Consider the following 24246-nt stretch of genomic DNA (forward strand, 5'->3'; position numbering starts at 1 on the left):
CTTTATGCGAGTACGCATCAATAAAAAAATAACAACATATTATTGTTACATTTAAATTGCGTAGAGCTTCGCAAAAATCAATAAGGATAAACATTTTTGTTTCTTATTATTGTAATACACAGTAAATTCACATGATTATGAGAAAAATGGACTCCAAAAATGCAATCGGAGAAAAAATAATGTATTTTCAAATAAGAAACTCATTTTATTAAAGAGTTATATAAAGATAAATAATATCAGGCCGAAAAATAATTAATCAAAGAATATATGCAAAATGCATTGCGACGGTAAGGGAGCGAATCCCCGGCAGCATAGATAACTATGTAACCAGGGTGAGTGAGTGCAGCCAACAAAGAGGCAACTTGAAAGAAACGGGTATAGATATCAGCAATGACTCTTTCTATAGGCCCTAAGCACAATGAGCCCACCAGGACATGTTTGACCAATGGCCATTCTGGTTGGTGCCTTAAACAATTTCGGTACCGATCCCTGTAAAGTCTATTTTATTAATATCAACATCCATTTAATATTCACATTTTGCAAAATAAAAATTCACATATTGTAAAATTTTGTTTTTAGAGTATACTATTTGAACAACTAAGGAAGGGGAACCATGCGGGTTATATCCAGAACACCATTTATTGAGGCGCAAAAGCGTTTCCCCAATGAACGTGACGCTATACAGGGTGTATATCTCCTACTTAAGTCACTAAATGTCAAAACCCCGCTTGAATTACAGCAGTATTTCCCCAGTCTTGATCGTTTTAAGTATCGCGCTCGATGGTGGTGTATTGATATTGGTGGTAACAATGTTCGGTTACTGGCCTTTATCGAGTTTTCAATGGGGCACTGTTACATTAAACACATCGTATCCCACACAGAATACGACAAGTTAACCGACTACTACCGGAGAAACAGAGCATGATCAATTTTGTAGTCGTCCAGGAACGGGCTAACGCTCTGTTTTCAGAGATCCCTTGGCTGACCTACATCAATACCTCAGAACAGCACAAAGAAGCACTGGATTTGATTGATGAGCTTTTTAAAAACTATGAAAATAACAAAGGGTTAATTGAAATTCTAGCTACTGCAATTGAACGCTATGAAGATACTGCCCCTGAATTTGCAGAATTTAACCGGGCTATTGAAAATATTCCCACGGGGGTTGCAGCCCTGAGGGTTTTGATGGATCAACACGGCCTTAAACAAGCCGACCTTAAAAACGAAATCGGGGGAGCTTCCCTCGTATCACAAATTCTGAGTGGAACGAGGTCGCTGACAGTAACCCATATAAAAGCCTTGAGTACACGCTTTAAGGTTTCTAGTGCAGTTTTTATCGATTAGCGTTATCTGTTCCCTCAGGGAGACAATTTATAATAAATTGTCTCCCTCAGACCGCTGACAAACCCCATTGAAAATAATGGGGTTTGTCAGCGGTCTGAAAGCCATTTAGGCTTTTCGCTTTATATTCCCGTCCGCACTGGGCAAAGGTTTACGGCGGTTTTTGCTAAATAGCAACCGGCGCCTTTATTCCTGGGTGCGGGTCATAATCAACAATTTCAAAGTCATCAAATTTATAATCAAAAAGTGACTCTGGTTTACGTTTAATCACCAGTTTTGGCAATGAACGCGGCTCGCGGCTGAGTTGTAATTGCGTCTGCTCCATATGGTTACTATAAAGATGCGTGTCACCACCGGTCCAAACAAAATCACCCACTTTCAAATCACACTGCTGCGCTATCATATGAACCAGTAATGCGTAACTGGCAATATTGAACGGCAAACCAAGGAATACGTCGCAAGAACGCTGGTAAAGCTGACAAGAAAGTTTGCCATCAGCAACATAAAACTGAAAAAAAGCATGGCATGGCGCTAATGCCATTTTATCCAGTTCACCCACATTCCAAGCCGAAACGATAATTCTACGTGAATCTGGATCACTTTTAAGCTGTTCCAGTACAGTCTTCAATTGGTCGATTTGGCGGCCATCCGCAGCCCCCCACGCACGCCATTGCTTACCGTACACAGGTCCCAAATCGCCGTTTTCATCCGCCCATTCATCCCAAATAGTGACACTATTATCATGCAGATATTGAATATTCGTATCACCATTAAGGAACCAAAGCAGCTCATGAATAATCGAGCGAATATGGCAACGTTTAGTTGTAACCAGCGGGAAACCATCCTGCAAATTGAAACGCATCTGATGCCCGAAAATGGAGACAGTTCCAGTCCCGGTGCGGTCTGCTTTCGAAGTGCCCTCTTCAAGCACTCTTTTCATTAAGTCCAGATACTGTTTCATTTTACCTCTCGTACCTTATTACCTTGGCATTTACATGCCCATACCATCATTAAAATTCCTGCCAAAATCATCGGAATAGAAAGAATCTGTCCCATACTGATCCCATCAAATAATCCCAGTTGTGCATCCGGTTGACGGAAGAATTCGACTATTATCCTGAAAGCACCGTAACCAATTAAGAATAAGCCAGAAACACTACCCATTGGACGAGGTTTACGGATAAATAAATTTAAAATAATAAACAGGACAATCCCCTCTAACATCATTTCATAGAGCTGTGAAGGATGGCGGGGAAGAACACCATATTGTTCAAGTATTGATAGCAATGAGGGATCAGCCGCCGCCAGGGCAATATCTTCACCACGGGAACCAGGGAACAACATAGCCCATGGCGTATCCAATGTGACACGTCCCCACAATTCGCCATTGATGAAATTACCGATTCTTCCCATACCTAAACCAAAAGGTACTAACGGTGCAACAAAGTCAGAAACTTGTAAGAAATGGCGTTTAGTTCTACGGCCAAACCACCACATGGCACAAATAACCCCAATCAAACCACCGTGGAAAGACATTCCTCCATCCCAGACTTTAAATAGATAAAGAGGATTATCGAGAAATACCGGGAGATTATAAAACAGCACGTAACCAAGACGACCACCAACAAAAACACCAACAAAACCCGCATAGAGTAAGTTCTCTACTTCATTTTTTGTCCAACCACTATTTGGTTTTGCTGCCCTGCGTGTTGCCAGCCACATGGCGAATACAAACCCTACCAAGTACATAAAACCATACCAATGGAGGGATACAGGACCTATTGAAAAAATCACCGGGTCAATATTAGGAAATGCCAGGTAGCTGTTACTCATCGTTCCCCACTTAATTTAAAATTAATGCCCTGAGGCAAATGATTGTGAATTACAGCACTGACCATTAAACGGATTAAATGCCACCTCTGACCAAACCGCCAACCCCATGCTGCTCCATAAATGTTGCAGATAGCTCCTTTACTCTTGCGCTAGTTTCAGCCCGTAGTACTTCGGCCATTAACTTTTCAACCTGAACCATCTCCAGGTGGCGTAATAAATATTTAATCCTTGGCACACTACAGCCACTCATACTCAAACTGCGATAACCAAGGCCAATCAATATCAAAGCTCCCATAGGAGAACCCGCCATCTCACCACAAATACTAATAGCAAGATCTGCTCGCTGGCTATTTTCAAATACCAATTTTAATGCCCGAATTACAGCCGGATGCAAACAATCATAAAGGGGAGCAACGTGAGTGTTATTTCTGTCTACAGCTAACAGATACTGTGTCAGATCATTAGTTCCAATCGAAACAAAATCGACCCTGTTTTTTAATTGTGGCAGCAGAAAAATAACCGAAGGAACCTCAATCATTACACCAAGCTGTGGCATAGGTATTTGGCGCACCAAAATTTGTTCAACTTCCTCTTTCGCTCTGTCTATCAAGCACCTAGCTTCATCAACTTCCTCTATGCTGGTCACCATTGGCAACAGTATTTTCAAATTACCCGTCTTGACATTAGCTCTGAACATTGCTCTCAGCTGAATAAGAAAAATTTCCGGTTGATCCAACGTTACTCGTATCCCACGCCACCCCAAACAAGGATTTTCTTCCCTAATCGGCATGTAAGGTAGTTGCTTATCTGCACCAATATCCAGTGTACGTAATACCACAGGTTTATCGGGAAATAATTGTAGCATCTCCTGATAACGGGCTTTTTGCTCATCTTCTGAAGGGAAACCACTGTGCAACATAAAAGGTATTTCGGTTCGATATAGACCAACACCATCAATACTATCAACTATCTGTAATTCATATTTCAGGCTTAAACCGGCATTAAGCTGAACAAGAACACGCTCACCACTTTTGAGCCGGGCTTCCTGATCAACATTTCCCTCAGCCAGCTTACTCAGCGCTTTTTCCTCTTCGATTATCTGCTTATATTCCTGAGAAATTAGTGGTTCAGGTTCAATAAAGACTTCTCCGCGGAAACCATCAAGAATAAGCATACGATTGTGAAGAAGTTCTGGTTGAATATCAGCACCCATAATCGCAGGGATACCCATTGCACGAACCAATATGGCAGAGTGTGAGTGAGTTGCGCCATCACGAACAATAACCCCTGCCAATCTTTCCTGCGGCATTTCTGCCAACAAATTAGCACTCAATTCATCAGCAACCAGAATAAACCACTCAGGCCACTGATGGCTGACAGTAAGTGAATCATCCAGATGAAATAGTAACCGCTGCCCAAGTGCCCGTAGATCTGATGCCCTCTCCCGCATATAGGCATCCTGCAAACCAGCAAATTGCCCCGCATATTTTTCAATAACTTGTTTAACAGCCCATTGTGCAACATATCCCTGTTCAACACAGGAAAACAGATCTTGTTTTAATTGGGGATCATTCAAAATGTAGGAATAGAGATCAAAAATAGCAGCAGTCTCTTTCTGAGAACCAGAAGTAAAGCGCTTACTCAGCCGCCGGCATTCTGCTGTCGTATCTTCCAGTGCTTTAATCAGCCGAGAACGTTCTGCTGCATGATCAAGAGTTGATGCTTCAAAAATTTGTTCAAGTGAAGGTTGGGAACAATCCTGCCAACCTTGAGCCATGACTATTCCATTGGAAATTGCCAATGCTTTAATTCTGGTTTGTCGGTAATGGCCAAACAAGCCTTTTGTTTGAGCCTGAGCAAGAATCACAGCCAGTTGCGTCGCCAACGTCACCATAAAAGACTCTTCGCTTTCATTGAACAAACGTTGTTCCTGCTGCTGAACGACTAAAACACCTTGTAACTGGCGACGATAAATAACCGGAACCCCCAGAAAAGCGCGGAAGTCATCTTCTTTAACCTGAGGTAAGTATTTGAAACTTGGATGACTACGTACATCAGCTAGATTGATCAGTTCAGATAATTGACCAACTTGTCCAACTACCCCCTCATCAAAAGCCAGACTGATAGCCCTTCCCCGGGGTTTCTGCAATCCCCGAGTAGCCATCAGGTAATAACACCGCCGTTGATGATCAGCAAGGTAGATAGAGCACACATCCGTGTTCATCGCCAGACAAGTTTCGTTCACCAATAGCTCAAGCGCTTCGGCTAGATTAGTCGCCATAGCGACCTTTTCAACAATTTCCCGTAAACGCATCAACATGGGGCTAACCTAACTTCTTTTACGGCGATAAGAATATGAAGGACGCGGCAGCGATAGGTTTTCCTGTATTGGCATTACAGCCGAAGCAAATTCTTTCATCACACGCCGGTAAACATCACGTTTAAAAGAGACCACCTGCCGGACAGGATACCAATAGCTGACCCAGCGCCAACCATCGAACTCCGGCGTATTACTGTGTTGCACATTGATATCTTCTTCATTACAAAGCAGTTGTAATAAAAACCACCGCTGTTTTTGGCCAATACAGACAGGTCTTGTATCCCAACGCACCAAACGCTTGGGTAATTTGTAACGTAACCAATTACGAGTAGAAGCCAGAATACGTACATCTTTCCGACCTAAACCAACTTCTTCATACAGTTCCCGGTACATAGCCTGTTCTGGTGATTCCCCCGGATTAATGCCTCCCTGAGGAAATTGCCAAGAATGCTGCCCATAACGACGGGCCCACAAAACCTGGCCTTGCCGATTACAAATTACAATTCCTACATTCGGGCGGTAGCCATCATCATCGATCACAGACTACCTCGATAAACTAAATTTGAAAGATACCTAATTGTTTCATACTACCCTCAAGTGGTAAACCTCTATCAATGGACTTTGCAGTAGCCAGCTAAATCTCTACAATAGCGCCATCTCAACGGGGTGCTGGCTGTTTAAAACAGCCTTGCTGAGAGTAAACCCGCCGAACCTGATCCGGCTAATACCGGCGTAGGGATTTGAGCTGCTAATCATTTCACAACGGAAATTATCTTTCCGTTTAGCGTTTACTCAGATCCTTTGCCAATCCTCTTGAATTAAGGAGAGCAAAGTGTTTAAGACGTTATTTTCTAAATTAATCGTACTAACAATACTGCCAACCTCTGCTTTGTTACTTAGCCAAATCGCACAGGCAAAATCGGTATTAACTGTTTATACCTATGATTCTTTTGCCGCAGAATGGGGGCCAGGGCCTGCGATTAAAAAAGCGTTTGAGGCTAAATGCGACTGTGAACTGAAACTGGTCGCTCTGGAAGACGGTGTATCTCTACTTAATCGCCTAAGAATGGAAGGAAAACAGACCGCTGCTGATATTATTCTTGGGCTGGATAACAACTTAATTGAAGCCGCTCAACAAACAGGTTTGTTTACTGAAAGTAAAGTGGATATCAGCAAACTGAAACTCCCTGTGCAATGGCATAACAATGTCTTTATTCCTTATGACTATGGCTATTTTGCCTTTATTTACAACAAAAATAAGTTGCCACACCCACCTAAAAGCATGGATGAGCTGGTTAACAGCCACAATAATTGGAAAGTTATCTATCAAGACCCACGTACCAGCACACCAGGACAAGGTTTATTGTTGTGGATGCAAAAGATTTATGGTGATGACGCCAAACAAGCCTGGCAAAAACTTGCTAAGAAAACCCTAACTGTTACTAAAGGTTGGAGTGAAGCTTATGGTCTGTTCCTGAAAGGGGAAAGTGATTTGGTCTTGAGTTACACTTCTTCACCGGGTTATCACCTCTTATTTGAGAAGAAAGACAATTATGCTGCGGCAACTTTCAGCGAAGGCCATTATCTACAAATCGAAGTTGCCGCTCAATTGGCGTCTAGCAAGCAACCGGAGCTTGCCCAAAAATTTATGCAATTTATGCTGACTCCGGCTTTCCAACAGGAAATCCCAACTACTAACTGGATGTATCCAGTCATTGATATCCAGCTCCCTGAAGTATATTCGCAGCTTTCAGTACCAGAAAAATCTCTGCAATACAGCTCGGAAAAAGTCGCCAAACACCGCAACAAATGGATTCGTACATGGCAAAGCGCTGTCAGCCACTGATTGCCGGATGGCTGTTGCCGGGGGCTATCGCCTCCGGTTTTTTACTCCTGATCGCCTTATTGGCGTTCGGTACATTTTGGTTTAACGCACCTGAAAGTGATTGGCACCTACTGTTAGAAGATAGCTATCTTTGGCACATTGTACGTTTTACATTCTGGCAGGCTTTTCTGTCAGCTCTGTTTTCCATTATTCCAGCCATTTTTCTTTCCAGAGCGCTTTACCGACGCAATTTTCCAGGCCGAATCTTATTTTTGCGCCTGTGTGCAATGACACTGGTTTTACCCGTACTAGTCGCTTTGTTTGGTATTCTGACTGTCTATGGCAGAGTCGGCTGGCTGGCACAGTTTTGCGAGTGGATCGGTATCAATTACCATTTCACACCTTATGGTTTATCCGGGATTTTGCTGGCACATATTTTTTTTAATATGCCACTGGCAACACGACTTTTACTGCAATCACTGGAGAATATTGCGGTAGAACAACGGCAGCTAGCGGCTCAGTTAGGTATGAATGAATGGCAACATTTCCGTTTTGTTGAATGGCCTTATCTGCGCCGTCAGCTCCTGCCAACAGGTGCTCTGATTTTTATGCTCTGTTTCGCCAGTTTTGCCACTGTACTTGCTTTAGGTGGCGGCCCTGCTGCAACGACGGTCGAGCTGGCAATTTATCAGGCGTTAAGCTATGACTACGATCTTAACCGTGCGGCTTTGCTAGCTTTGATTCAGCTTACCTGCTGCCTTAGCCTTGTTCTCCTCAGCCAAAAGCTCAACAGCGCTCTATCTGTTGGCTACAGTAGCCAACAACAATGGCGTAACCCACAAGATACTTTGCCGAAAAAAATCTGTGATTGTTTGTTAATTATCGCAGCCTTATTACTGCTGGTACCACCATTGCTGGCTGTCGTCGTGGATGGCCTGAATAGTGGGATACTTAACGTACTACGTCAGCCTGCATTGTGGCAGGCGTTTGTTACTTCAGTTGTCATTGCCTTAGGTGCAGGATTTCTGTGTGTTTTGTTCACTATGATGTTGCTGTGGAGCAGCCGCGAGCTATATCTGCGCCACTCCCCCCGCTGGGGACAAGCGATGGAAATAAGTGGTTTATTGATCCTGGCTATGCCCGGCATTGTACTGGCAACAGGATTCTTTCTGTTATTTAACGATACCATCGGCTTACCCCGTTCACCTTACGGTCTGGTGATTCTAACTAACTCGTTAATGGCAATCCCTTATGCACTGAAAGTTCTGGATAATCCAATGAAAGATTTGGCTGCACGCTATAATCCACTGTGCCGATCCCTGGATATTCAAGGTATTAGCCGACTACGCTGGATTGAACTGAAAGCACTGAAAATTCCGCTAGCACAAGCTCTGGCTTTTGCTTGTGTCCTCTCGATCGGTGATTTTGGCATTGTGGCTCTGTTTGGTAATGAAGATTTCCGTACACTGCCCTTCTATCTTTACCAGCAAATAGGGGCTTACCGTAGTCAGGATGGCGCTATCACCGCTTTATTGCTGTTATTATTATGTTTTATACTGTTTAGTTTACTTGAACTCTTACCAGGACGACGTAATGCTTAAACTTGAGAATCTGACTTACACCTATGAACATCTGGTGATGCTCTTTGACTTGCAGATTCAAGCAGGGGAACGTATCGCCATTCTTGGACCCAGTGGAGCAGGTAAAAGTACGCTACTGAACCTGATTGCAGGTTTTCAAACAGCAAAAAAAGGTTCCCTATGGCTGAATGGAGAAAATCACACCAGTACTCCCCCTGCTCAGCGTCCTGTATCCATGCTATTTCAGGAAAATAACCTCTTTTCTCACCTGACAATTGAACAAAATATTGGGCTGGGGTTACATCCCGGATTGCGCCTTAATAGCAAACAGAAGCAGACGTTACGGCAAATAGTCTCCCAGGTCTCGTTGGAAGACTGCCTTACCCGTCTGCCTGCTCAACTTTCTGGAGGACAACGGCAGAGGGCCGCATTAGCGCGTTGTCTGGTGCGCCAGCAACCCATTTTATTACTTGATGAGCCTTTTTCTGCCCTTGACCCAGCACTGCGTAATGAAATGCTGATATTACTGGAACAAGTTTGCAATGAACGCCAACTTACATTGCTGATGGTTTCACATAATCTGGATGATGCCACCCATATAGCTGACCGCTCTTTATTAGTCGTTGACGGCAATATTCACTATGACGGTTTAACAAAAGCACTGGCTACTGGTACTGCTCCTGAAGCGGCAATTTTGGGAAAGAAAGCCAACTCTAATTAGGCGTTATTAATGTCATCGCCGTCAGAATAAATGATATACCTGTTATCTTTCAAGTTGCCTCTTTGTTGGCTGCACTCACTGACTGACACCTCTGGCGCTGGATTCCCAGAACCAATTGTATTCACTAATTTTTTATGAGCAATCCTATCAGAAATTTATTCATAGCTATGTTACCAGTATCCTACAAGGTAAATTTGATGATAAACTAACCTACCGTAAAAGGTTGAGCCGTAAACTGTCTGACTATCAGCGTAATGTGCCACCATATTGTAAAAGCAGCAAGACTGGCAGATGAACACAATCCGAGCTAGTACCGCAGAAAAACCAGCGTACACCGCTGGATTATGATCACAATATCAATAAGCAACTTCAGCCTATCTCTGATGCTATCTTGCTATTTTTACAAGATAATTTTATAACTTTACCTACCGGGCAGAGGGTAATGCCTTTTAGCTAATCACTATTTGGCTAATTACTATTTTTTGCAGGTGACGACTAGCTTTGCTTCCATTAACATATCGCCCCTTTAACGAGTGATAAGGGGATTTATGGGGCATCTTTGCATCTGCCCATTATCTCCGTTAGATCAAATAAAAAGCTGTCGTCCTTCACCTATCAATAACATTTATCTAACAGAAACTGAGTCAAAATTTATGCCATTTACCCTCGGTCAACGCTGGATCAGCGATACAGAAAGCGAACTTGGATTGGGAACCGTTGTTGCATTGGACGCACGAATGGTCACTTTGCTTTTTCCTGCCAGCGGAGAAAACCGCCTTTATGCACGCAATGATTCCCCTATTACCCGTGTGATGTTCAACTCAGGGGATGTTGTCACCAGCCACGAAGGCTGGCAACTCAAAGTAGATGAAGTCCAACAAGAAAATGGCCTGATTATTTATACAGGTACACGCCTTGATACCCTGGAAGAAAATGTCAGTCTGCGCGAAGTATTCCTCGACAGTAAGCTCACCTTTAACAAACCACAGGATCGCCTGTTTGCGGGTCAAATTGATCGGATGGATCGCTTTGCCCTGCGCTTTCGTGCCCGTAAATATCAAAGCGAACAATTTAAACTTGCTGAAAGCGGTCTGCGTGGTATTCGTGCAAGCCTGATCCCTCATCAGCTTCATATCGCTAACGAAGTAGGCAAACGCTATGCCCCAAGGGTGCTACTGGCTGATGAAGTTGGCTTAGGTAAAACTATCGAAGCCGGGATGATCATCCACCAGCAGCTGATGGCGGGTCGTGCTGAACGTATTCTGATTATTGTGCCGGACAGCTTGCAACATCAATGGCTGGTAGAAATGTTGCGCCGCTTCAATTTGCGCTTTGCCCTGTTTGATGATAGCCGCTATACCGAAGCACGACACGACAGCGATAACCCATTTGAAACAGAACAATTGGTGTTGTGCTCGCTGGATTTTGTCCGCCGTAATAAACAACGTTTTGAGCATATGCTTGAAGCCAATTGGGATTTGATGGTGGTGGATGAAGCTCACCATCTGGCCTGGAGTGAAGATGCACCAAGTCGTGAATACCAAGTTATTGAAGAATTGGCTGAACAAATCCCAGGTGTACTGCTGCTAACTGCGACCCCGGAACAATTAGGACAAGAAAGCCATTTTGCCCGCCTGCGCCTGCTTGATCCAAGCCGCTTCCATGATTATCAGGCTTTTATTGACGAACAACAAAACTATCGCCCGGTTGCTGATGCTGTCACTCTGCTGTTATCCGGTGAACAGCTTAATAATCATCAATTAAATCTGATGGGTGAGCTGATTAGTGAGCAGGATATTGAGCCTCTGCTGAAAGCAGCCAACAGTAATAATGATGAAAGTGAAACCGCACGCCGTGAACTGATTTCCATGCTGATGGATCGCCACGGTACCAGCCGTATTCTATTCCGTAACACCCGTAATGGCGTGAAAGGCTTCCCTCATAGGGAACTGCATCAGATTAAATTGCCTCTGCCTGCCCAATATCAGACAGCAATTAAAGTCTCCGATATTATGGGTGCTAAAAAATCGCTGGAATCTCGTGCCAGGGATATGCTTTATCCAGAGCAGATTTATCAGGAATTTGAAGGTGAAAACGCCACCTGGTGGAATTTTGATCCCCGCGTAGAATGGCTACTTGGTTTCCTGACGGCAAACCGTAATGAAAAAGTGCTGGTAATTTGTGCTAAAGCAACCACAGCTCTGCAACTGGAACAGGTACTGCGTGAACGTGAAGGCATTCGCGGCGCTGTTTTCCATGAAGGATTATCATTGGTTGAACGTGACCGCGCTGCCGCCTACTTTGCTTCTGAAGAAGAGGGGGCTCAGGTATTACTGTGTTCCGAAATTGGCTCAGAAGGTCGTAACTTCCAATTCGCCAACCAACTAGTCATGTTCGATTTACCATTCAATCCAGATTTACTGGAACAGCGCATTGGACGTCTGGATCGTATCGGCCAAAGCCGTGATATCCAGATTAATGTGCCATATCTGGAGAATACCGCCCAAGCTGTCTTGATCCGCTGGTACCACGAAGGTCTGGATGCATTCGAGCACACCTGTCCGACAGGGCGTACTATTTACGATCACTATTACGAAACTCTACTAAATTATCTTGCCAAACCGAACGAGCAGGAAAAATTTGGTGAATTTATTGATCAGTGTCGCCAACAACATGAACAACTCAAACAACAACTAGAGCAAGGACGTGACCGACTGCTGGAAATGAATTCCAATGGTGGAGAGCACGGTTTGTTGTTAGCAGAAAAAATTGCAGAGTATGATAATGATACTGATTTGGTGAATTTCTCTCTTAACTTGTTTGATATCGTTGGTATCAATCAGGAAGATCGCAGTGACAACATGATAGTACTCACCCCCTCTGATCATATGCTAGTCCCAGATTTCCCAGGGTTGCCACAAGATGGCTGTACTATTACATTTGATCGGGAACAGGCATTGTCTCGTGAAGATGCCCAGTTTATTAGTTGGGAACATCCGATTATCCGTAACGGATTAGATTTGATTCTATCTGGCGATACAGGTAGCTGTGCTGTTTCTCTTTTGAAAAATAAAGCATTACCTGTTGGAACGCTGTTAGTAGAGCTGATTTATGTGGTTGAAGCACAAGCACCAAAGCATCTGCAATTGACCCGTTTCCTTCCACCAACCCCATTGCGAATACTGATGGACTTGAAAGGTAATAATCTGGCTGGTCAGGTAGAATTTGAAAGCTTTAACCGCCAGCTGAATGCTGTAAACCGCCATACCGCGAGTAAGCTGGTTAATGCCGTGCAAAAAGAAGTTCATGCTATTTTGCAACAAGCAGAAGGTTTGGTAGAGGCTCAAGCTCAAGCATTGATTGAACAGGCAAAGCAAGAAGCTGATGAAAACCTCACTGTCGAACTTTCCCGTCTGGAAGCATTGAAGGCAGTCAATCCAAATATCCGTGATGATGAGTTGGAAGCAATTGAGTCTAACCGTCAACAGTTGCTACTTAACCTGAATCAAGCAAGCTGGCGTCTGGATGCTATTCGTCTTGTTGTTGTTACACATCAGTAAAAAAGGTTAGAAATATTCGGATGTCATGCGGGATGGAATAAACCCCATTCCCGCATTTCCCCAGACAATCTGACTTTTTAATGAGCAATATCACTATACCCAATAGATTTCAAGATGCATCGCGACGGCAAGGGAGCGAATCCCCAGGCATAGCTAACTATGTGACCGAGGTGAGTGAGTGCAGCCAACAAAGAGGCAACTTGAAAGATAACAGGTATATACTGTCCTCTACCGGAGTCTCAATGGAAGCTTATAACCCTCCCACCAATCCCTGGCTACATGTGCTCTATCAGGATCAGCATATTATTGTGGTCAATAAACCCAGTGGGCTACTCTCTGTTCCTGGCCGAACAGAGGAACACAAAGACAGCATTATGACGCGGATACAACAACAGTTTCCTGCTGCAGAATCTGTTCACCGGTTGGATATGGCAACCAGCGGCATAATGGTAGTTGCACTGACCAAAGATGCAGAGCGTGAATTGAAGCGCCAGTTCCGTGAACGGGAACCGAAAAAAACCTATATTGCGCGAGTTTGGGGATATCTAAAGCCAGAAACTGGCACAGTTGATCTTCCCCTGATTTGTGACTGGCCAAACCGACCAAAGCAGAAAGTGTGTTTTGAAACTGGGAAATCAGCGCAGACTGAATATGAAGTACTCGCTTACGAAGATCAAGCAACCAGAGTTAAGCTCTCACCAATAACAGGTCGTTCACATCAGCTTAGAGTACATATGCTAGCTCTTGAGCACCCTATTCTGGGAGACCGGTTTTATGCTCATCAGCAGGCAAGAGCAATGGCGCCTCGCCTGCAATTACATGCACAGGAGCTATATATCACCCACCCGGCCCATGGAACTCCAATGCATTTTCAATGCACAGCTGATTTTTAATCAGTTGACAAATACAGTAATCGAATCTAATGAAGCCAATATCAAACACAAAGCTACGCCAAAACCACCCAAGAGAGCACGGATATTTGCCATCTTTTGTATCCCCCTTTAGTTAAAGTAAAAAATAAATCATAAAAACATCTAATATTTTAGAGAATTAAAAAATAAACTCAATAACGGTAGGGGAGGTTATTCCCCTATGTATTTAATAAAATGTTTTTTAAAAAGAAAATTCGATTACTTAAAACCTCTTTCTTTTTTAATGAGATCATACGCAGCCTGAATTGACTGGGCTTTTTGTTTAGCAATTTCCATCATTTCCGGTGGTAAACCTTTTGCCACCAGCTTATCTGGATGGTGCTCACTCATCAGTTTGCGATAGGCGCGTTTAATCATTGTCACATCGTCATTTTCAGCTACACCCAGTACCTTACAAGCATCTGCCAATGTTGGCCCCTGAGCGGCTCTCTGATAGCCACCATACTGTTGTTGCCACTCTTCGCCACCACCGAAATTGCGGCCACCTTCCATCATGGCAAGGAATTGTTCAAATTGGTTACGAGAGATCCCAAGTTCATCAGCTATGATAAACAGCACTTTCCTCTCATTCGGATGCAACTGACCATCAGAAAATGCAGTCTGTAACTGAATTTCCAAAAACATCCGCACTAAATCAGACCGTCCAAAACAGGCACGACGTAATTGTCTCAATGTCTCACGCAAAGGAAAATTGGGCTCTTTACCCTCACGAAAAGCTTGCTGAGCCGCTATTCGAGCTTGCCCATGAAGTTGCATTCGGTCCATTAACCGGCTGGCGAGCTGGATATCTGTTTCAGTTACCCGTCCTTTTGATTTAGTTATATGCCCCATCACTTGAAAAGTACTACTAAAAAATAGTGTCTGACGAGACTGATTATTTGCAAAAAACCCCTGGCTTCTGCGTACACTGGCCCTATCAAACATATGACCGATAAATAAACCAATGACAATGCCCCAGAAACCTGCTCCAGATATCACGCCAAAGATCAATCCAACCAATTTTCCCCAATAATGCATATACTCCTCAATTCACCAATGCCCTGAGCGCAATTTTGCATTATCATACTATTCATTCAGCTCCGTGCCTAACGGCAAGATAAGTAAAGGTGTGACTTTACGCTGGCGCATATTCATCGAGTGCGCTAGTCTCTTGAGGTTTGCCGGCATAATGCCACTGATGACGGAACCGCATAAATATCTATGAAGAAATGTTATCCAACTTTGCTGGCCACAACGGTATGGGCCGCACTTTATAGTCAGCATGCACATGCTGATCTCGCAGCACAATGTATGCTGGGTATACCTATCTATGATCAGCCAATCATTAATGGCGATCCCAATCAATTACCTGTCAATATTCTGGCTGATGATTCACGTGCAGATTATCCACGCTCTGCTGAGTTCAGCGGTAATGTCAATGTTAAGCAAGGTAATAAAACATTGACCGCAGATAAGGTACAACTTGATCAAACAGAAGGTGAAGTTCCAGTAAGGACTGTTACTGCAACGGGTAATGTTCATTACAATGATCCGCAAATTATTCTAAAAGGTCCACGCGCCTGGTCTAATTTAAATAATAAAGATACAGATGTTGAGCAAAGTGATTATCAAATGGTCGGGCGTCAGGGGCGTGGTACCGCAGATAAAATGAAGTTACGCGGTGCAAACCGTTATACCATTATGGATAACGGTACTTTTACTTCTTGCCTGCCGGGTAATGATAGTTGGAGCGTTGTTGGTTCTGAAGTCATTCTCGACCGTGAAGAAGAAGTGGCCGAAATATGGAATGCTCGTTTCAGAGTAGTTAATGTTCCGATATTTTACAGTCCATATCTTCAATTACCGATCGGTAGTAAACGCCGCTCCGGTTTTCTTATTCCTAACGCCAACTATTCCAAAAATGACGGCGTTACATTTCTGCTGCCCTATTACTGGAATATCGCACCAAATTACGATGCTACGATTACGCCGCACTATATCAGTCAACGCGGTTTAAAACTGAATAATGAATTCCGTTATTTAACTAAAGCAGGTACAGGTACACTGGCACTGGACTGGCTGAATAATGACAAACAGTATATCGAGGATAAAAAGACCGGAACTCGTACTGCCAGAGAGAGTGATAATCGCTGGTTATTTTACTGGAATCATAGTGGTGTTATGGATCAGGTATGGCGTTTTAATATCGACTATACCAAGGTCAGCGATCCTGGATATTTTTCTGACTTCTCTTCTCAATATGGCTCTACCACTGATGGCTACGCTACACAAAAATTCAGCTTGGGATATGCTCAACAAAACTGGAATGCCACATTATCAACTAAACAGTTCCAGATATTCTCAACCGGCGGTAACAAAAATGCTTATCGAGCAGAGCCACAATTGGATCTGAATTATTATAAAAACGATCTGGGTCCATTTGATTTTCGTATCCATGGTCAAGTGGTAAAACTTACCAGCACGGAGAAAAATAACCCTGAAGCAGCCCGTTGGCATCTGGAACCATCCATTAATCTGCCGCTCTCCAATGGCTGGGCCAGTATCAATAACGAAGTTAAATTGATGGCAACCCACTATCAACAGGATATTCCTGACATCAGAAAAAATTCTGAGTTAAAAGAATCTGTTAACCGGGTTCTGCCACAGTTTAAAAGTGAAGCCAAAATGGTGTTTGAACGTTCAATGTATATGAACAGCGATTACACCCAAACGCTAGAGCCGCAGATTCAGTATCTGTATGTGCCATATAAGAACCAAGATAATATCAATAACTACGATTCGGCACTGTTACAGGCTGATTATACAGGTCTGTTCCGTGACCGCTTTTACGGTGGTTTAGACCGCATTTCATCCGCAAATCAGGTTACTACCGGTCTGACCACTCGTATTTATGATGAAGATTTAGTTGAACGTTTTAATCTGTCATTAGGTCAAACTTACTATTTTGAGCGCCCACGTACTGGTACCAATAAGGAAAATCTCATCAATAGTAAAGATGGGTCAGATATGATGGCCTGGGCTGGTGACACCTACTGGAGGATTAATGATTCTTGGGGCTTGAAAGGTGGCTTACAGTACGATAGCCGCCTGAGCAGCGTGACAATGGGGAATGCTGTACTGGAATATCGCCGTGATGATGATAGGCTTGTGCAATTGAACTACCGTTTTGTTGACCGAGATTATATCCAGGCAACCCGTTTGCGAACCTGGGATCAAAAAGTAGCAACTGCCCCCGCATTTCAGCAAGGGATTTCTCAAATTGGTTTAGTTGCAAGCTGGCCGTTAAATGATCGCTGGGGTTTAGTTGGTGCTTACTACTATGATACGAAGAAACAGCAACCCGCAAGTCAGCTGGTAGGCTTGCAATACAATACCTGTTGCTGGGCAGTTAACGTCGGCTATGAGCGCAAGATCATTGGCTGGAAAGATGATAGTAGCGAATATGACGACAAATGGTCATTTAACTTTGAACTCAGAGGCTTAAGTAACAATCATAGTCTGGGTAGCCAGAAAATGTTGCAGTCTGGCATCATGCCATACCAACGCGCATTTTGATGTTAATAACACTTTGATATTAAACACTATAAATCCGCTAATGCGGAATTTACATATGATGGAAAAAGTATGAAGAACTGGAGAACTCTCATTCTTGGATTGATGTTTTCAGTAAGTACTGCCTTCGCTGCGCCTCAACAAATGGATAAAATTGCTGCGGTTGTTAATAACGGGGTAGTTCTGGAAAGCGACATCAACAACCTCTTACAGTCCGTTAGACGGGATGCACAACATGCTGGCCAGCAAATACCGGACGAACAAACGCTACATCATCAGATCCTTGAGCGACTGATTATGGATAATATCTTGTTGCAAATGGCAAAGCAGATGGGGATCACTATTTCTGATCAGACACTGAACTCTACCATTGCCAATATTGCAGCCCAGAACCACATAACAGTGGATCAAATGAAACACCGTATCATTGCTGACGGAATGAGTTTCGATACTTACCGGAATCAGATTCGTAAAGAGATGCTGATAGCAGAAGTGCGCAACAATGAAGTTCGCCGTCGTGTCACGATCCTGCCGCAAGAAATCGATACCTTAGCGAAACAGATTAGTAACCAAAATGCTAATGATAGTGAGCTGAACATCAGCCACATTCTGATCCCATTGCCAGAAAATCCTGATCAGGCACAAATGGAAAAAGCCACAGCAGTAGTACACAAAATTATGTCTGAGCTCAAGAATGGCGTTGATTTTGGTAAATTGGCTATCGCCTATTCCGCTGATCCACAAGCCCTGAAAGGCGGTAATATGGGTTGGAGTAAGCTTCAGGAATTACCAACCCTGTTCGCTGCACAACTACAATCAGCACCGAAAGGCGCTATCGTTGGCCCAATTCGTTCCGGTGTTGGCTTCCATATCCTCAAGGTAAATGATATCCGTGGTGGTAATGCAACAATCGCAGTTACTGAAGTTCATGCCCGCCATATTCTACTGAGAATTTCTCCTGTCATGACCGATGAGCAAGCACGAGCCAAGTTGCAACAAATCGCCAGCGATATTCGCAGTGGAAAAACTGATTTTGCCGATGCAGCAAAAGAGTTTTCAGAAGATCCTGGTTCAGCCTTGCGTGGAGGTGATCTCGGCTGGAGTACACCTGATATTTTCGACCCTGCTTTCCGTGACGCGTTAATGCGATTGAATAAAGGTGAAATCAGCCAACCTATTCATTCATCTTTCGGCTGGCATCTGATCCAACTGCTGGACACCCGCAAAGTTGATAAAACAGATGTCACCCAAAAAGATCGTGCTTACCGTATGTTATTCAACCGTAAATTCACTGAAGAAGCACAAAGCTGGATGCAAGAACAACGTGCCTCAGCTTATGTGAAAATTTTAGATGGCAGCGATGCACAACAATAAACCTATTGTTATTACCCCCGGCGAGCCCGCCGGGGTTGGGCCCGATTTAATTATCGTTCTTGCTCAGCAAAGTTGGCCAATACAATTGGTCGCCTGTGCAGATCCCAACTTACTTCTGGACAGAGCCAGACAGCTCAATTTTCCTTTGCAATTACACGAATATTCTCCGAATACAGCACCAGAACCACAAGCTGCCGGAACATTGACAATATTGCCAGTTCCTCTTCATTCGCCAGTGGTCGCTGGTGAACTAAATCGGGAAAATGGCAGATATGTCACTGAAACTCTGGCAAGAGCCTGTGACGGTTGTTTGAGCGGAGAATTTTCAGCGTTAGTCACAGGACCAGTTCATAAAGGAAACATCAATGATGCTGGTGTGCCTTTTATCGGCCACACTGAATTCTTTGCCGATCGCAGTGGATGCCAGCGGGTTGTCATGATGCTTGCTACAGAGGAACTCCGCGTTGCTCTGGCAACCACCCATCTACCCATTGTTGATGTGCCAAAATCCATTACTTTCGATAGCTTGCGGGAAGTCATCACGATCCTTAATCATGACTTAAAAACAAAGTTTGGCCTGCCAAGACCCTGTATTTATGTTTGTGGTTTAAATCCCCATGCAGGAGAAAGCGGTCATATGGGACATGAAGAGATTGATGTCATTATTCCTGCATTAGAAAGTCTGAGAGCAGAAGGCATTGTACTGGAAGGTCCCTTACCAGCAGATACCCTGTTTCAGCCCAAATATCTTCAACATGCTGACGCTGTCCTTTCGATGTATCACGATCAGGGGCTGCCTGTGCTAAAATATCAAGGTTTTGGCAGAGCTGTGAATATTACGTTGGGCCTGCCGTTTATCCGTACTTCTGTCGATCATGGCACAGCATTGGAATTGGCTGGTAAAGGTCAAGCTGATGTGGGAAGCTTTATTACCGCATTGAATTTAGCAATTAAAATGATACAAAACAGTAATGAATAACAGAGTCCACCAAGGGCACTTCGCCCGTAAACGCTTCGGGCAAAACTTTTTAACCGATCAATTTGTCATTGATAGTATTGTTGCAGCTATCAACCCACAACCAGGCCAGGCCGTGTTGGAAATTGGCCCTGGTCTTGGTGCATTGACTGAACCGGTTGGAAAGCGCATGGATAAAATGACTGTGGTTGAACTTGACCGAGATCTGGCAGCGCGCCTGCAAGTTCATCCACAACTAAAAGATAAACTTACCATTATCCAACAAGACGCAATGACCGTTAATTTTGGCGAACTGTCTCAACAAAGAGGGCTGCCACTGCGGGTCTTTGGTAATTTACCTTATAATATTTCTACGCCATTAATGTTCCACCTTTTTAGCTATACTGATGCTATTGCTGATATGCATTTTATGCTGCAAAAAGAGGTCGTTAACCGTCTGGTAGCTGGTCCCGGCAGTAAAGCCTTTGGACGTTTAAGTGTCATGGCCCAATACTACTGTCAGGTTATTCCGGTGCTGGAAGTACCACCAACAGCATTTACTCCCGCACCTAAAGTCGATTCAGCCGTTGTACGTCTGATACCGCATAAAAGCATACCTTACCCGGTCAAAAATATTCGTATGCTGAGCAGGATCACCACTCAAGCGTTCAACCAAAGGCGTAAAACTATCCGTAACAGCCTGGGTGATCTTTTCACTGTGGAACAACTCACCGGATTTGGTATCGACTCAAGTACACGTGCAGAGAATATTTCTGTTGAACAATACTGCAAAATGGCAAACTATCTATCGGAACAACCTGAAATGCAGTTATAACAGGAGTCAATCATGATTAATGCGCCCAGAGTTTCTATTCAAGTACAAAGTGTTTATGTAGAAAGCCAATCGTCTCCCGAACAACAACGTTTCGTTTTTGCCTATACAATCACTATCCGCAATCTTGGGCGCGAACCGGTTCAACTGCTTAACCGTTACTGGCTAATTACCAACGGTGATAACCATCAAACTGAAGTCCAAGGGGAAGGCGTTGTTGGTGAGCAACCAGTAATCCTGCCAGGTACAGAATACCGTTACACTAGTGGCGCTATATTGGAAACACCTTTGGGTACGATGGAAGGCCATTATGAAATGGTCGATCACAATGGTGATTCATTCCGCGTTGACATTCCGGTTTTTAGGCTGGCTATACCAACTTTGATTAATTAATTATGTCTACATATCTCATCGGTGATATTCATGGCTGCTATCATGAATTACGTGCTTTATTAACTAAAGTCAATTTTGATCCCAATAGAGATACATTGTGGCTGACAGGAGATCTTGTTGCCCGCGGCCCTGATTCCCTTGATGTTCTCCGATATGTTAAACAGTTGGGTTCAGCGGCAAAAATAGTATTAGGCAATCACGACCTTCATTTATTGGGAGTTTATGCCGGGATTAGCCGTAATAAACCCAAAGATAAAGTCGATGAGTTACTATCTGCTCCAGATGCTGACGAATTAATTAATTGGTTACGTAAGCAACCGCTATTACAAATCGACAATGACCTGAAACTGATCATGACTCACGCGGGTCTCACACCTCAATGGGATCTGGAAACCGCTAAAATGTGCGCCCTCGAAGTTGAAACTATGCTCAGCAGTAGCAGCTATCCCCTGTTTATTGATTCAATGTATGGGGATATGCCAAACAACTGGTCGCCGGAGCTATCTGGACTGGCACGTTTACGTTTCAGTACGAACGCATTGACACGTATGCGTTACTGCTTTCCTAATGGTCAATTAGATATGGTTTGCAAGGATAAACCCGAGAATGCGCCTGTGCCACTACAGCCTTGGTTTAAGCTACCTCAGCAGATCCCCGAAGAGTATTCTATTGTTTTCGGCCACTGGGCATCACTGGAAGGTCAAGGAACACCGGGCAGATTTTATGCATTGGATACCGGTTGTTGCTGGGGAGGCAAACTGACAATGCTGCGTTGGGAAGATAAGCAATATTTTACTCAACCATCGTTGTCAGCAATAAAAAAGTCGTATTAAGACCAGACACGCCGTGAAAAAACCATCGGCGTGTTTTATCAATTAGGTACGTCGTTGTAAAACCTCAAAGCAGTAGCTGTGAGAATTTAATTCATCCGCGTCGTGGTATTCAGTAAATTCAGAATCCCATTCATCTGGTTCGTAGTCAGGAAAATACGTATCACCTATCACCTCTGCATCAACATGAGTTAGATACATACGGTTAGCCAATGAGATAAATTGGTTATAAATTTTACCACCGCCGATAACCATAATCTCTTCAGCATCACCTGCTACAGCCAGTGCTTCATCAACTGAGCTTACCCAGGTTACACGCTCATCATCACCCGGTTGATTACTCAGTACAATATTGAGCCGTCCTGGTAATGGTCGGCCAATGGACTCATAAGTTACTCGCCCCATAATGACTGGTTTATTCAGTGTATTACGTTTAAACCAGGCCAGATCCCCCGGCAGATTCCACGGCATTGTCTTATCCATGCCGATGATCCGATCCATAGCTAAAGCAGCGATCAAGCTGATATTCATTAAGTCACCTTATAGGCAAATAGTATAAAAATTGATGACACTATACGGAAAGGGATGTACCCAGTCGATAGGATCAACGCTTTCTTAAGCATAAAAAATTAATTTATACTTAATTTGCCACTTAAGACATTCATTGATCTAAATAATAACAAATCTAATATTAACTATAGGGTACATTATGCTAGAAACATCATTAGTTGTTGCCATTATTTCAACGTTGGGAATGCTCTCTCCGGGTCCCGATTTCTTTCTAGTAGTTAAAAATGCCATACGTTATCAACGCCCCGCCGCGATGATGACGGTGATGGGTTTAATTGCCGCTATCGCCTGTCATATGTCTTACTGTGTCGCTGGATTGGCTCTTCTTATCACCACAACTCCGTGGCTGTTCAACCTGATGAAATATGCCGGAGCTGTCTATCTCATTTGGATTGGAATCAACAGTTTGCTTTCTCGCAATGGGAATACCATCACTCTTGATGATCAGACACAACAGGTTGTTTCTTTTAAAAAAGCTTTTATGCAAGGATTTTTATGTAATCTGCTGAATCCTAAAGCAACTCTGTTCTTCCTGGCGATATTTACTCAAGTGCTGAATGTCAATTCCGGTGTTGGGGAGAAATTATGGTATGCCTTTATTATCTGGAGCCTGTCGATAATCTATTGGCCACTATTGGTCATATTAATACAAAGTGCACCGGTACGCTGCGGATTAGCGAAGATTCAGAAGATTATTGATAAACTGCTTGGCGTTGTTTTGATTGGTTTAGGTGTCAAAGTAGCATGGGGATAACAAGAGTTTATCCATCCCTTAACGTTTTCAATAAACATAAAAAAGTGCGTTTAATAAAGCGCACTTCAAAATCCAGCCACGATTTATTTAGAGATTTTGTTATTCCTGTTTCTTACAATCGATTATTTAATTAAATTTTAAAAAACCATTCCTCGGCTAAAAGCATTATTAAAACCAGTTCATTTTACTAAATATATCTTTTGATTAATCTATTCATATTCTTACTTACCTTTTTTCAGATCTTAAACCCTTCCTCATTAACCTTTTCATCCCTTTTCTTATTACATAATTTTTATGGTTTTATTCATAATACGATAGCGGAATATGACCTTAATATAAGTGTTTATGGATAGTATTTTTTATTTGATAATTTCTTTCAATTCTATATTAATGATTAATCAACTTCGATCAAATACAATAAACCGCTTTAATGAAATTTAATTTATTAAGAAAAATCAATAACATAAATAAAAAATTAATCTCAATACATTTTCTATTTTAAATACTCATGGTAGGTTAAATAAATGTAAAATAAACTGACGACGGTATTGAATATAAATATATTAAATATATTAAATATATTAAATATATTAAATAATCAGTTTTTTTAATTACATTTTACCTTTTAAAAATCATAAATTAATGAAAAAATATTTTTTAAGCTTAAAACCAGAGAAGGTAAAAGATAGGATAATTGAATTAAAGTTACAGTCTCAATTAATACCCATATTCTTTAATCATTCTTAATGATTATAAATAAACCATTTTGTTATTTTTACGCAGTTAATTTACTTAATGAGGTTAATCCTGTTAAAGGTTTAAATACCATCTCATTCCCTTATTATTAGGTTAACTCGGTCATTTTGGTCACCCC

General features: G+C 42.9%; 20 protein-coding genes and 1 riboswitch. Of the genes, 14 read left to right on the plus strand and 6 right to left on the minus strand.

Translation table 11 applies throughout. The annotated features are described in order from the left end of the window. Positions 1 to 613 precede the first annotated feature (613 nt). Positions 614 to 925 (plus strand): type II toxin-antitoxin system HigB family toxin, encoded by a 312-nt coding sequence (locus BO26_RS04070; protein ID WP_036769040.1) that lies wholly within the window; start codon positions 614 to 616, stop codon positions 923 to 925. Beyond that, on the plus strand, positions 922 to 1344 hold the full coding sequence (locus BO26_RS04075; RefSeq protein ID WP_036769042.1) for a helix-turn-helix domain-containing protein: 423 nt from the start codon (positions 922 to 924) through the stop codon (positions 1342 to 1344). The genes BO26_RS04070 and BO26_RS04075 overlap by 4 nt, the downstream gene beginning before the upstream one ends. 163 nt (positions 1345 to 1507) lie before the next feature. On the opposite strand, the gene thyA is transcribed toward BO26_RS04075, so the two are convergent. The 4 genes from thyA to rppH all read right to left on the minus strand — a co-directional run bounded on the left by thyA (position 1508) and on the right by rppH (position 6034). Beyond that, on the minus strand, positions 1508 to 2302 hold the full coding sequence (gene thyA, locus BO26_RS04080; RefSeq protein ID WP_036769044.1) for a thymidylate synthase: 795 nt from the start codon (positions 2300 to 2302) through the stop codon (positions 1508 to 1510). Continuing rightward, the gene (gene lgt, locus BO26_RS04085) at positions 2299 to 3174 is read right to left on the minus strand and encodes a prolipoprotein diacylglyceryl transferase (RefSeq protein ID WP_036769046.1); all 876 of its coding nucleotides are present in this window, start codon (positions 3172 to 3174) and stop codon (positions 2299 to 2301) included. The genes thyA and lgt overlap by 4 nt, the downstream gene beginning before the upstream one ends. Positions 3175 to 3247: 73 nt before the next feature. Next, on the minus strand, positions 3248 to 5494 hold the full coding sequence (gene ptsP / locus BO26_RS04090; RefSeq protein ID WP_036769048.1) for a phosphoenolpyruvate--protein phosphotransferase: 2247 nt from the start codon (positions 5492 to 5494) through the stop codon (positions 3248 to 3250). A 9-nt stretch (positions 5495 to 5503) separates the two neighbouring features. Next, a complete protein-coding gene (gene rppH, locus BO26_RS04095; protein ID WP_036769049.1) occupies positions 5504 to 6034 on the minus strand; it encodes an RNA pyrophosphohydrolase in 531 nt (176 codons plus the stop codon). 112 nt (positions 6035 to 6146) lie between these two features. Continuing rightward, a riboswitch (TPP riboswitch) is annotated at positions 6147 to 6251 on the plus strand. Positions 6252 to 6326: 75 nt separating this feature from the next. Here rppH and thiB point away from each other — a divergent pair. The 5 genes from thiB to rluA all read left to right on the plus strand — a co-directional run bounded on the left by thiB (position 6327) and on the right by rluA (position 14073). Further along, positions 6327 to 7340, plus strand: coding sequence for a thiamine ABC transporter substrate binding subunit (thiB, locus tag BO26_RS04100; RefSeq protein WP_036769051.1), 1014 nt, complete (start codon positions 6327 to 6329; stop codon positions 7338 to 7340). Further along, positions 7316 to 8920 carry a thiamine/thiamine pyrophosphate ABC transporter permease ThiP gene (gene thiP / locus BO26_RS04105; RefSeq protein ID WP_036769053.1) on the plus strand — a complete coding sequence of 535 codons (1605 nt, stop codon included), beginning with the start codon at positions 7316 to 7318 and terminating at the stop codon, positions 8918 to 8920. The genes thiB and thiP overlap by 25 nt, the downstream gene beginning before the upstream one ends. Then, complete coding sequence (gene thiQ, locus BO26_RS04110; protein WP_036769055.1) at positions 8913 to 9620, plus strand: thiamine ABC transporter ATP-binding protein ThiQ; 708 nt, start codon at positions 8913 to 8915, stop codon at positions 9618 to 9620. Before thiP ends, thiQ begins: the two co-directional genes overlap by 8 nt. 653 nt (positions 9621 to 10273) lie before the next feature. Continuing rightward, entirely contained in the window at positions 10274 to 13180 is a 2907-nt protein-coding gene (gene rapA / locus BO26_RS04115) for an RNA polymerase-associated protein RapA (protein ID WP_036769133.1), read from the plus strand. 80 nt (positions 13181 to 13260) lie between these two features. Then, positions 13261 to 14073, plus strand: a complete 813-nt coding sequence (gene rluA / locus BO26_RS04120) for a bifunctional tRNA pseudouridine(32) synthase/23S rRNA pseudouridine(746) synthase RluA (protein WP_236637254.1) — start codon at positions 13261 to 13263, stop codon at positions 14071 to 14073. 237 nt (positions 14074 to 14310) lie between these two features. Here the strand turns inward: rluA and djlA are convergent, their stop codons facing one another. Next, the gene (gene djlA / locus BO26_RS04125; protein ID WP_036769058.1) at positions 14311 to 15129 is read right to left on the minus strand and encodes a co-chaperone DjlA; all 819 of its coding nucleotides are present in this window, start codon (positions 15127 to 15129) and stop codon (positions 14311 to 14313) included. A 183-nt stretch (positions 15130 to 15312) separates the two neighbouring features. Here djlA and lptD point away from each other — a divergent pair, with 183 nt between their 5' ends. The 6 genes from lptD to apaH all read left to right on the plus strand — a co-directional run bounded on the left by lptD (position 15313) and on the right by apaH (position 22051). Continuing rightward, positions 15313 to 17667 (plus strand): LPS assembly protein LptD, encoded by a 2355-nt coding sequence (gene lptD, locus BO26_RS04130; RefSeq protein ID WP_036769060.1) that lies wholly within the window; start codon positions 15313 to 15315, stop codon positions 17665 to 17667. Between the two features lie 69 nt (positions 17668 to 17736). After that, positions 17737 to 19038: a peptidylprolyl isomerase SurA gene (surA, locus tag BO26_RS04135; protein ID WP_036769063.1), complete on the plus strand. Its 1302-nt coding sequence runs from the start codon at positions 17737 to 17739 to the stop codon at positions 19036 to 19038. Further along, positions 19025 to 20017 carry a 4-hydroxythreonine-4-phosphate dehydrogenase PdxA gene (gene pdxA / locus BO26_RS04140; RefSeq protein WP_201771246.1) on the plus strand — a complete coding sequence of 331 codons (993 nt, stop codon included), beginning with the start codon at positions 19025 to 19027 and terminating at the stop codon, positions 20015 to 20017. Before surA ends, pdxA begins: the two co-directional genes overlap by 14 nt. Continuing rightward, positions 20010 to 20828, plus strand: a complete 819-nt coding sequence (gene rsmA, locus BO26_RS04145) for a 16S rRNA (adenine(1518)-N(6)/adenine(1519)-N(6))-dimethyltransferase RsmA (RefSeq protein WP_036769067.1) — start codon at positions 20010 to 20012, stop codon at positions 20826 to 20828. Before pdxA ends, rsmA begins: the two co-directional genes overlap by 8 nt. Positions 20829 to 20840: 12 nt before the next feature. Continuing rightward, the gene (gene apaG / locus BO26_RS04150; RefSeq protein WP_036769069.1) at positions 20841 to 21218 is read left to right on the plus strand and encodes a Co2+/Mg2+ efflux protein ApaG; all 378 of its coding nucleotides are present in this window, start codon (positions 20841 to 20843) and stop codon (positions 21216 to 21218) included. Positions 21219 to 21220: 2 nt separating this feature from the next. Then, on the plus strand, positions 21221 to 22051 hold the full coding sequence (gene apaH / locus BO26_RS04155) for a bis(5'-nucleosyl)-tetraphosphatase (symmetrical) ApaH (protein ID WP_036769072.1): 831 nt from the start codon (positions 21221 to 21223) through the stop codon (positions 22049 to 22051). 42 nt (positions 22052 to 22093) lie between these two features. Here the strand turns inward: apaH and folA are convergent, their stop codons facing one another. Then, the gene (gene folA, locus BO26_RS04160) at positions 22094 to 22579 is read right to left on the minus strand and encodes a type 3 dihydrofolate reductase (RefSeq protein ID WP_036769074.1); all 486 of its coding nucleotides are present in this window, start codon (positions 22577 to 22579) and stop codon (positions 22094 to 22096) included. A 178-nt stretch (positions 22580 to 22757) separates the two neighbouring features. Between folA and BO26_RS04165 the strand changes: the two genes are divergently transcribed. Further along, entirely contained in the window at positions 22758 to 23372 is a 615-nt protein-coding gene (locus BO26_RS04165) for a LysE family translocator (RefSeq protein WP_036769077.1), read from the plus strand. The last annotated feature ends 874 nt before the right edge of the window (positions 23373 to 24246 follow it).

It is taken from the genome of Photorhabdus australis DSM 17609 (genome assembly GCF_000711895.1).
GTDB lineage: Bacteria > Pseudomonadota > Gammaproteobacteria > Enterobacterales > Enterobacteriaceae > Photorhabdus > Photorhabdus australis.

What these genes read in the sequence shown, in the direction of transcription:
- BO26_RS04165 (WP_036769077.1), top strand. Translation starts at nt 22,758, where the DNA reads ATGCTAGAAACATCATTAGTTGTTGCCATTATTTCAACGTTGGGAATG.
- rsmA (WP_036769067.1), top strand. Translation starts at nt 20,010, where the DNA reads ATGAATAACAGAGTCCACCAAGGGCACTTCGCCCGTAAACGCTTCGGG.
- ptsP (WP_036769048.1), bottom strand. Translation starts at nt 5,494, where the DNA reads ATGTTGATGCGTTTACGGGAAATTGTTGAAAAGGTCGCTATGGCGACT.
- BO26_RS04075 (WP_036769042.1), top strand. Translation starts at nt 922, where the DNA reads ATGATCAATTTTGTAGTCGTCCAGGAACGGGCTAACGCTCTGTTTTCA.
- BO26_RS04070 (WP_036769040.1), top strand. Translation starts at nt 614, where the DNA reads ATGCGGGTTATATCCAGAACACCATTTATTGAGGCGCAAAAGCGTTTC.
- pdxA (WP_201771246.1), top strand. Translation starts at nt 19,025, where the DNA reads ATGCACAACAATAAACCTATTGTTATTACCCCCGGCGAGCCCGCCGGG.
- djlA (WP_036769058.1), bottom strand. Translation starts at nt 15,129, where the DNA reads ATGCATTATTGGGGAAAATTGGTTGGATTGATCTTTGGCGTGATATCT.
- lptD (WP_036769060.1), top strand. Translation starts at nt 15,313, where the DNA reads ATGAAGAAATGTTATCCAACTTTGCTGGCCACAACGGTATGGGCCGCA.
- rapA (WP_036769133.1), top strand. Translation starts at nt 10,274, where the DNA reads ATGCCATTTACCCTCGGTCAACGCTGGATCAGCGATACAGAAAGCGAA.
- thiP (WP_036769053.1), top strand. Translation starts at nt 7,316, where the DNA reads ATGGCAAAGCGCTGTCAGCCACTGATTGCCGGATGGCTGTTGCCGGGG.
- surA (WP_036769063.1), top strand. Translation starts at nt 17,737, where the DNA reads ATGAAGAACTGGAGAACTCTCATTCTTGGATTGATGTTTTCAGTAAGT.
- folA (WP_036769074.1), bottom strand. Translation starts at nt 22,579, where the DNA reads ATGAATATCAGCTTGATCGCTGCTTTAGCTATGGATCGGATCATCGGC.
- lgt (WP_036769046.1), bottom strand. Translation starts at nt 3,174, where the DNA reads ATGAGTAACAGCTACCTGGCATTTCCTAATATTGACCCGGTGATTTTT.
- apaH (WP_036769072.1), top strand. Translation starts at nt 21,221, where the DNA reads ATGTCTACATATCTCATCGGTGATATTCATGGCTGCTATCATGAATTA.
- thyA (WP_036769044.1), bottom strand. Translation starts at nt 2,302, where the DNA reads ATGAAACAGTATCTGGACTTAATGAAAAGAGTGCTTGAAGAGGGCACT.
- rluA (WP_236637254.1), top strand. Translation starts at nt 13,261, where the DNA reads ATGAGCAATATCACTATACCCAATAGATTTCAAGATGCATCGCGACGG.
- apaG (WP_036769069.1), top strand. Translation starts at nt 20,841, where the DNA reads ATGATTAATGCGCCCAGAGTTTCTATTCAAGTACAAAGTGTTTATGTA.
- thiQ (WP_036769055.1), top strand. Translation starts at nt 8,913, where the DNA reads ATGCTTAAACTTGAGAATCTGACTTACACCTATGAACATCTGGTGATG.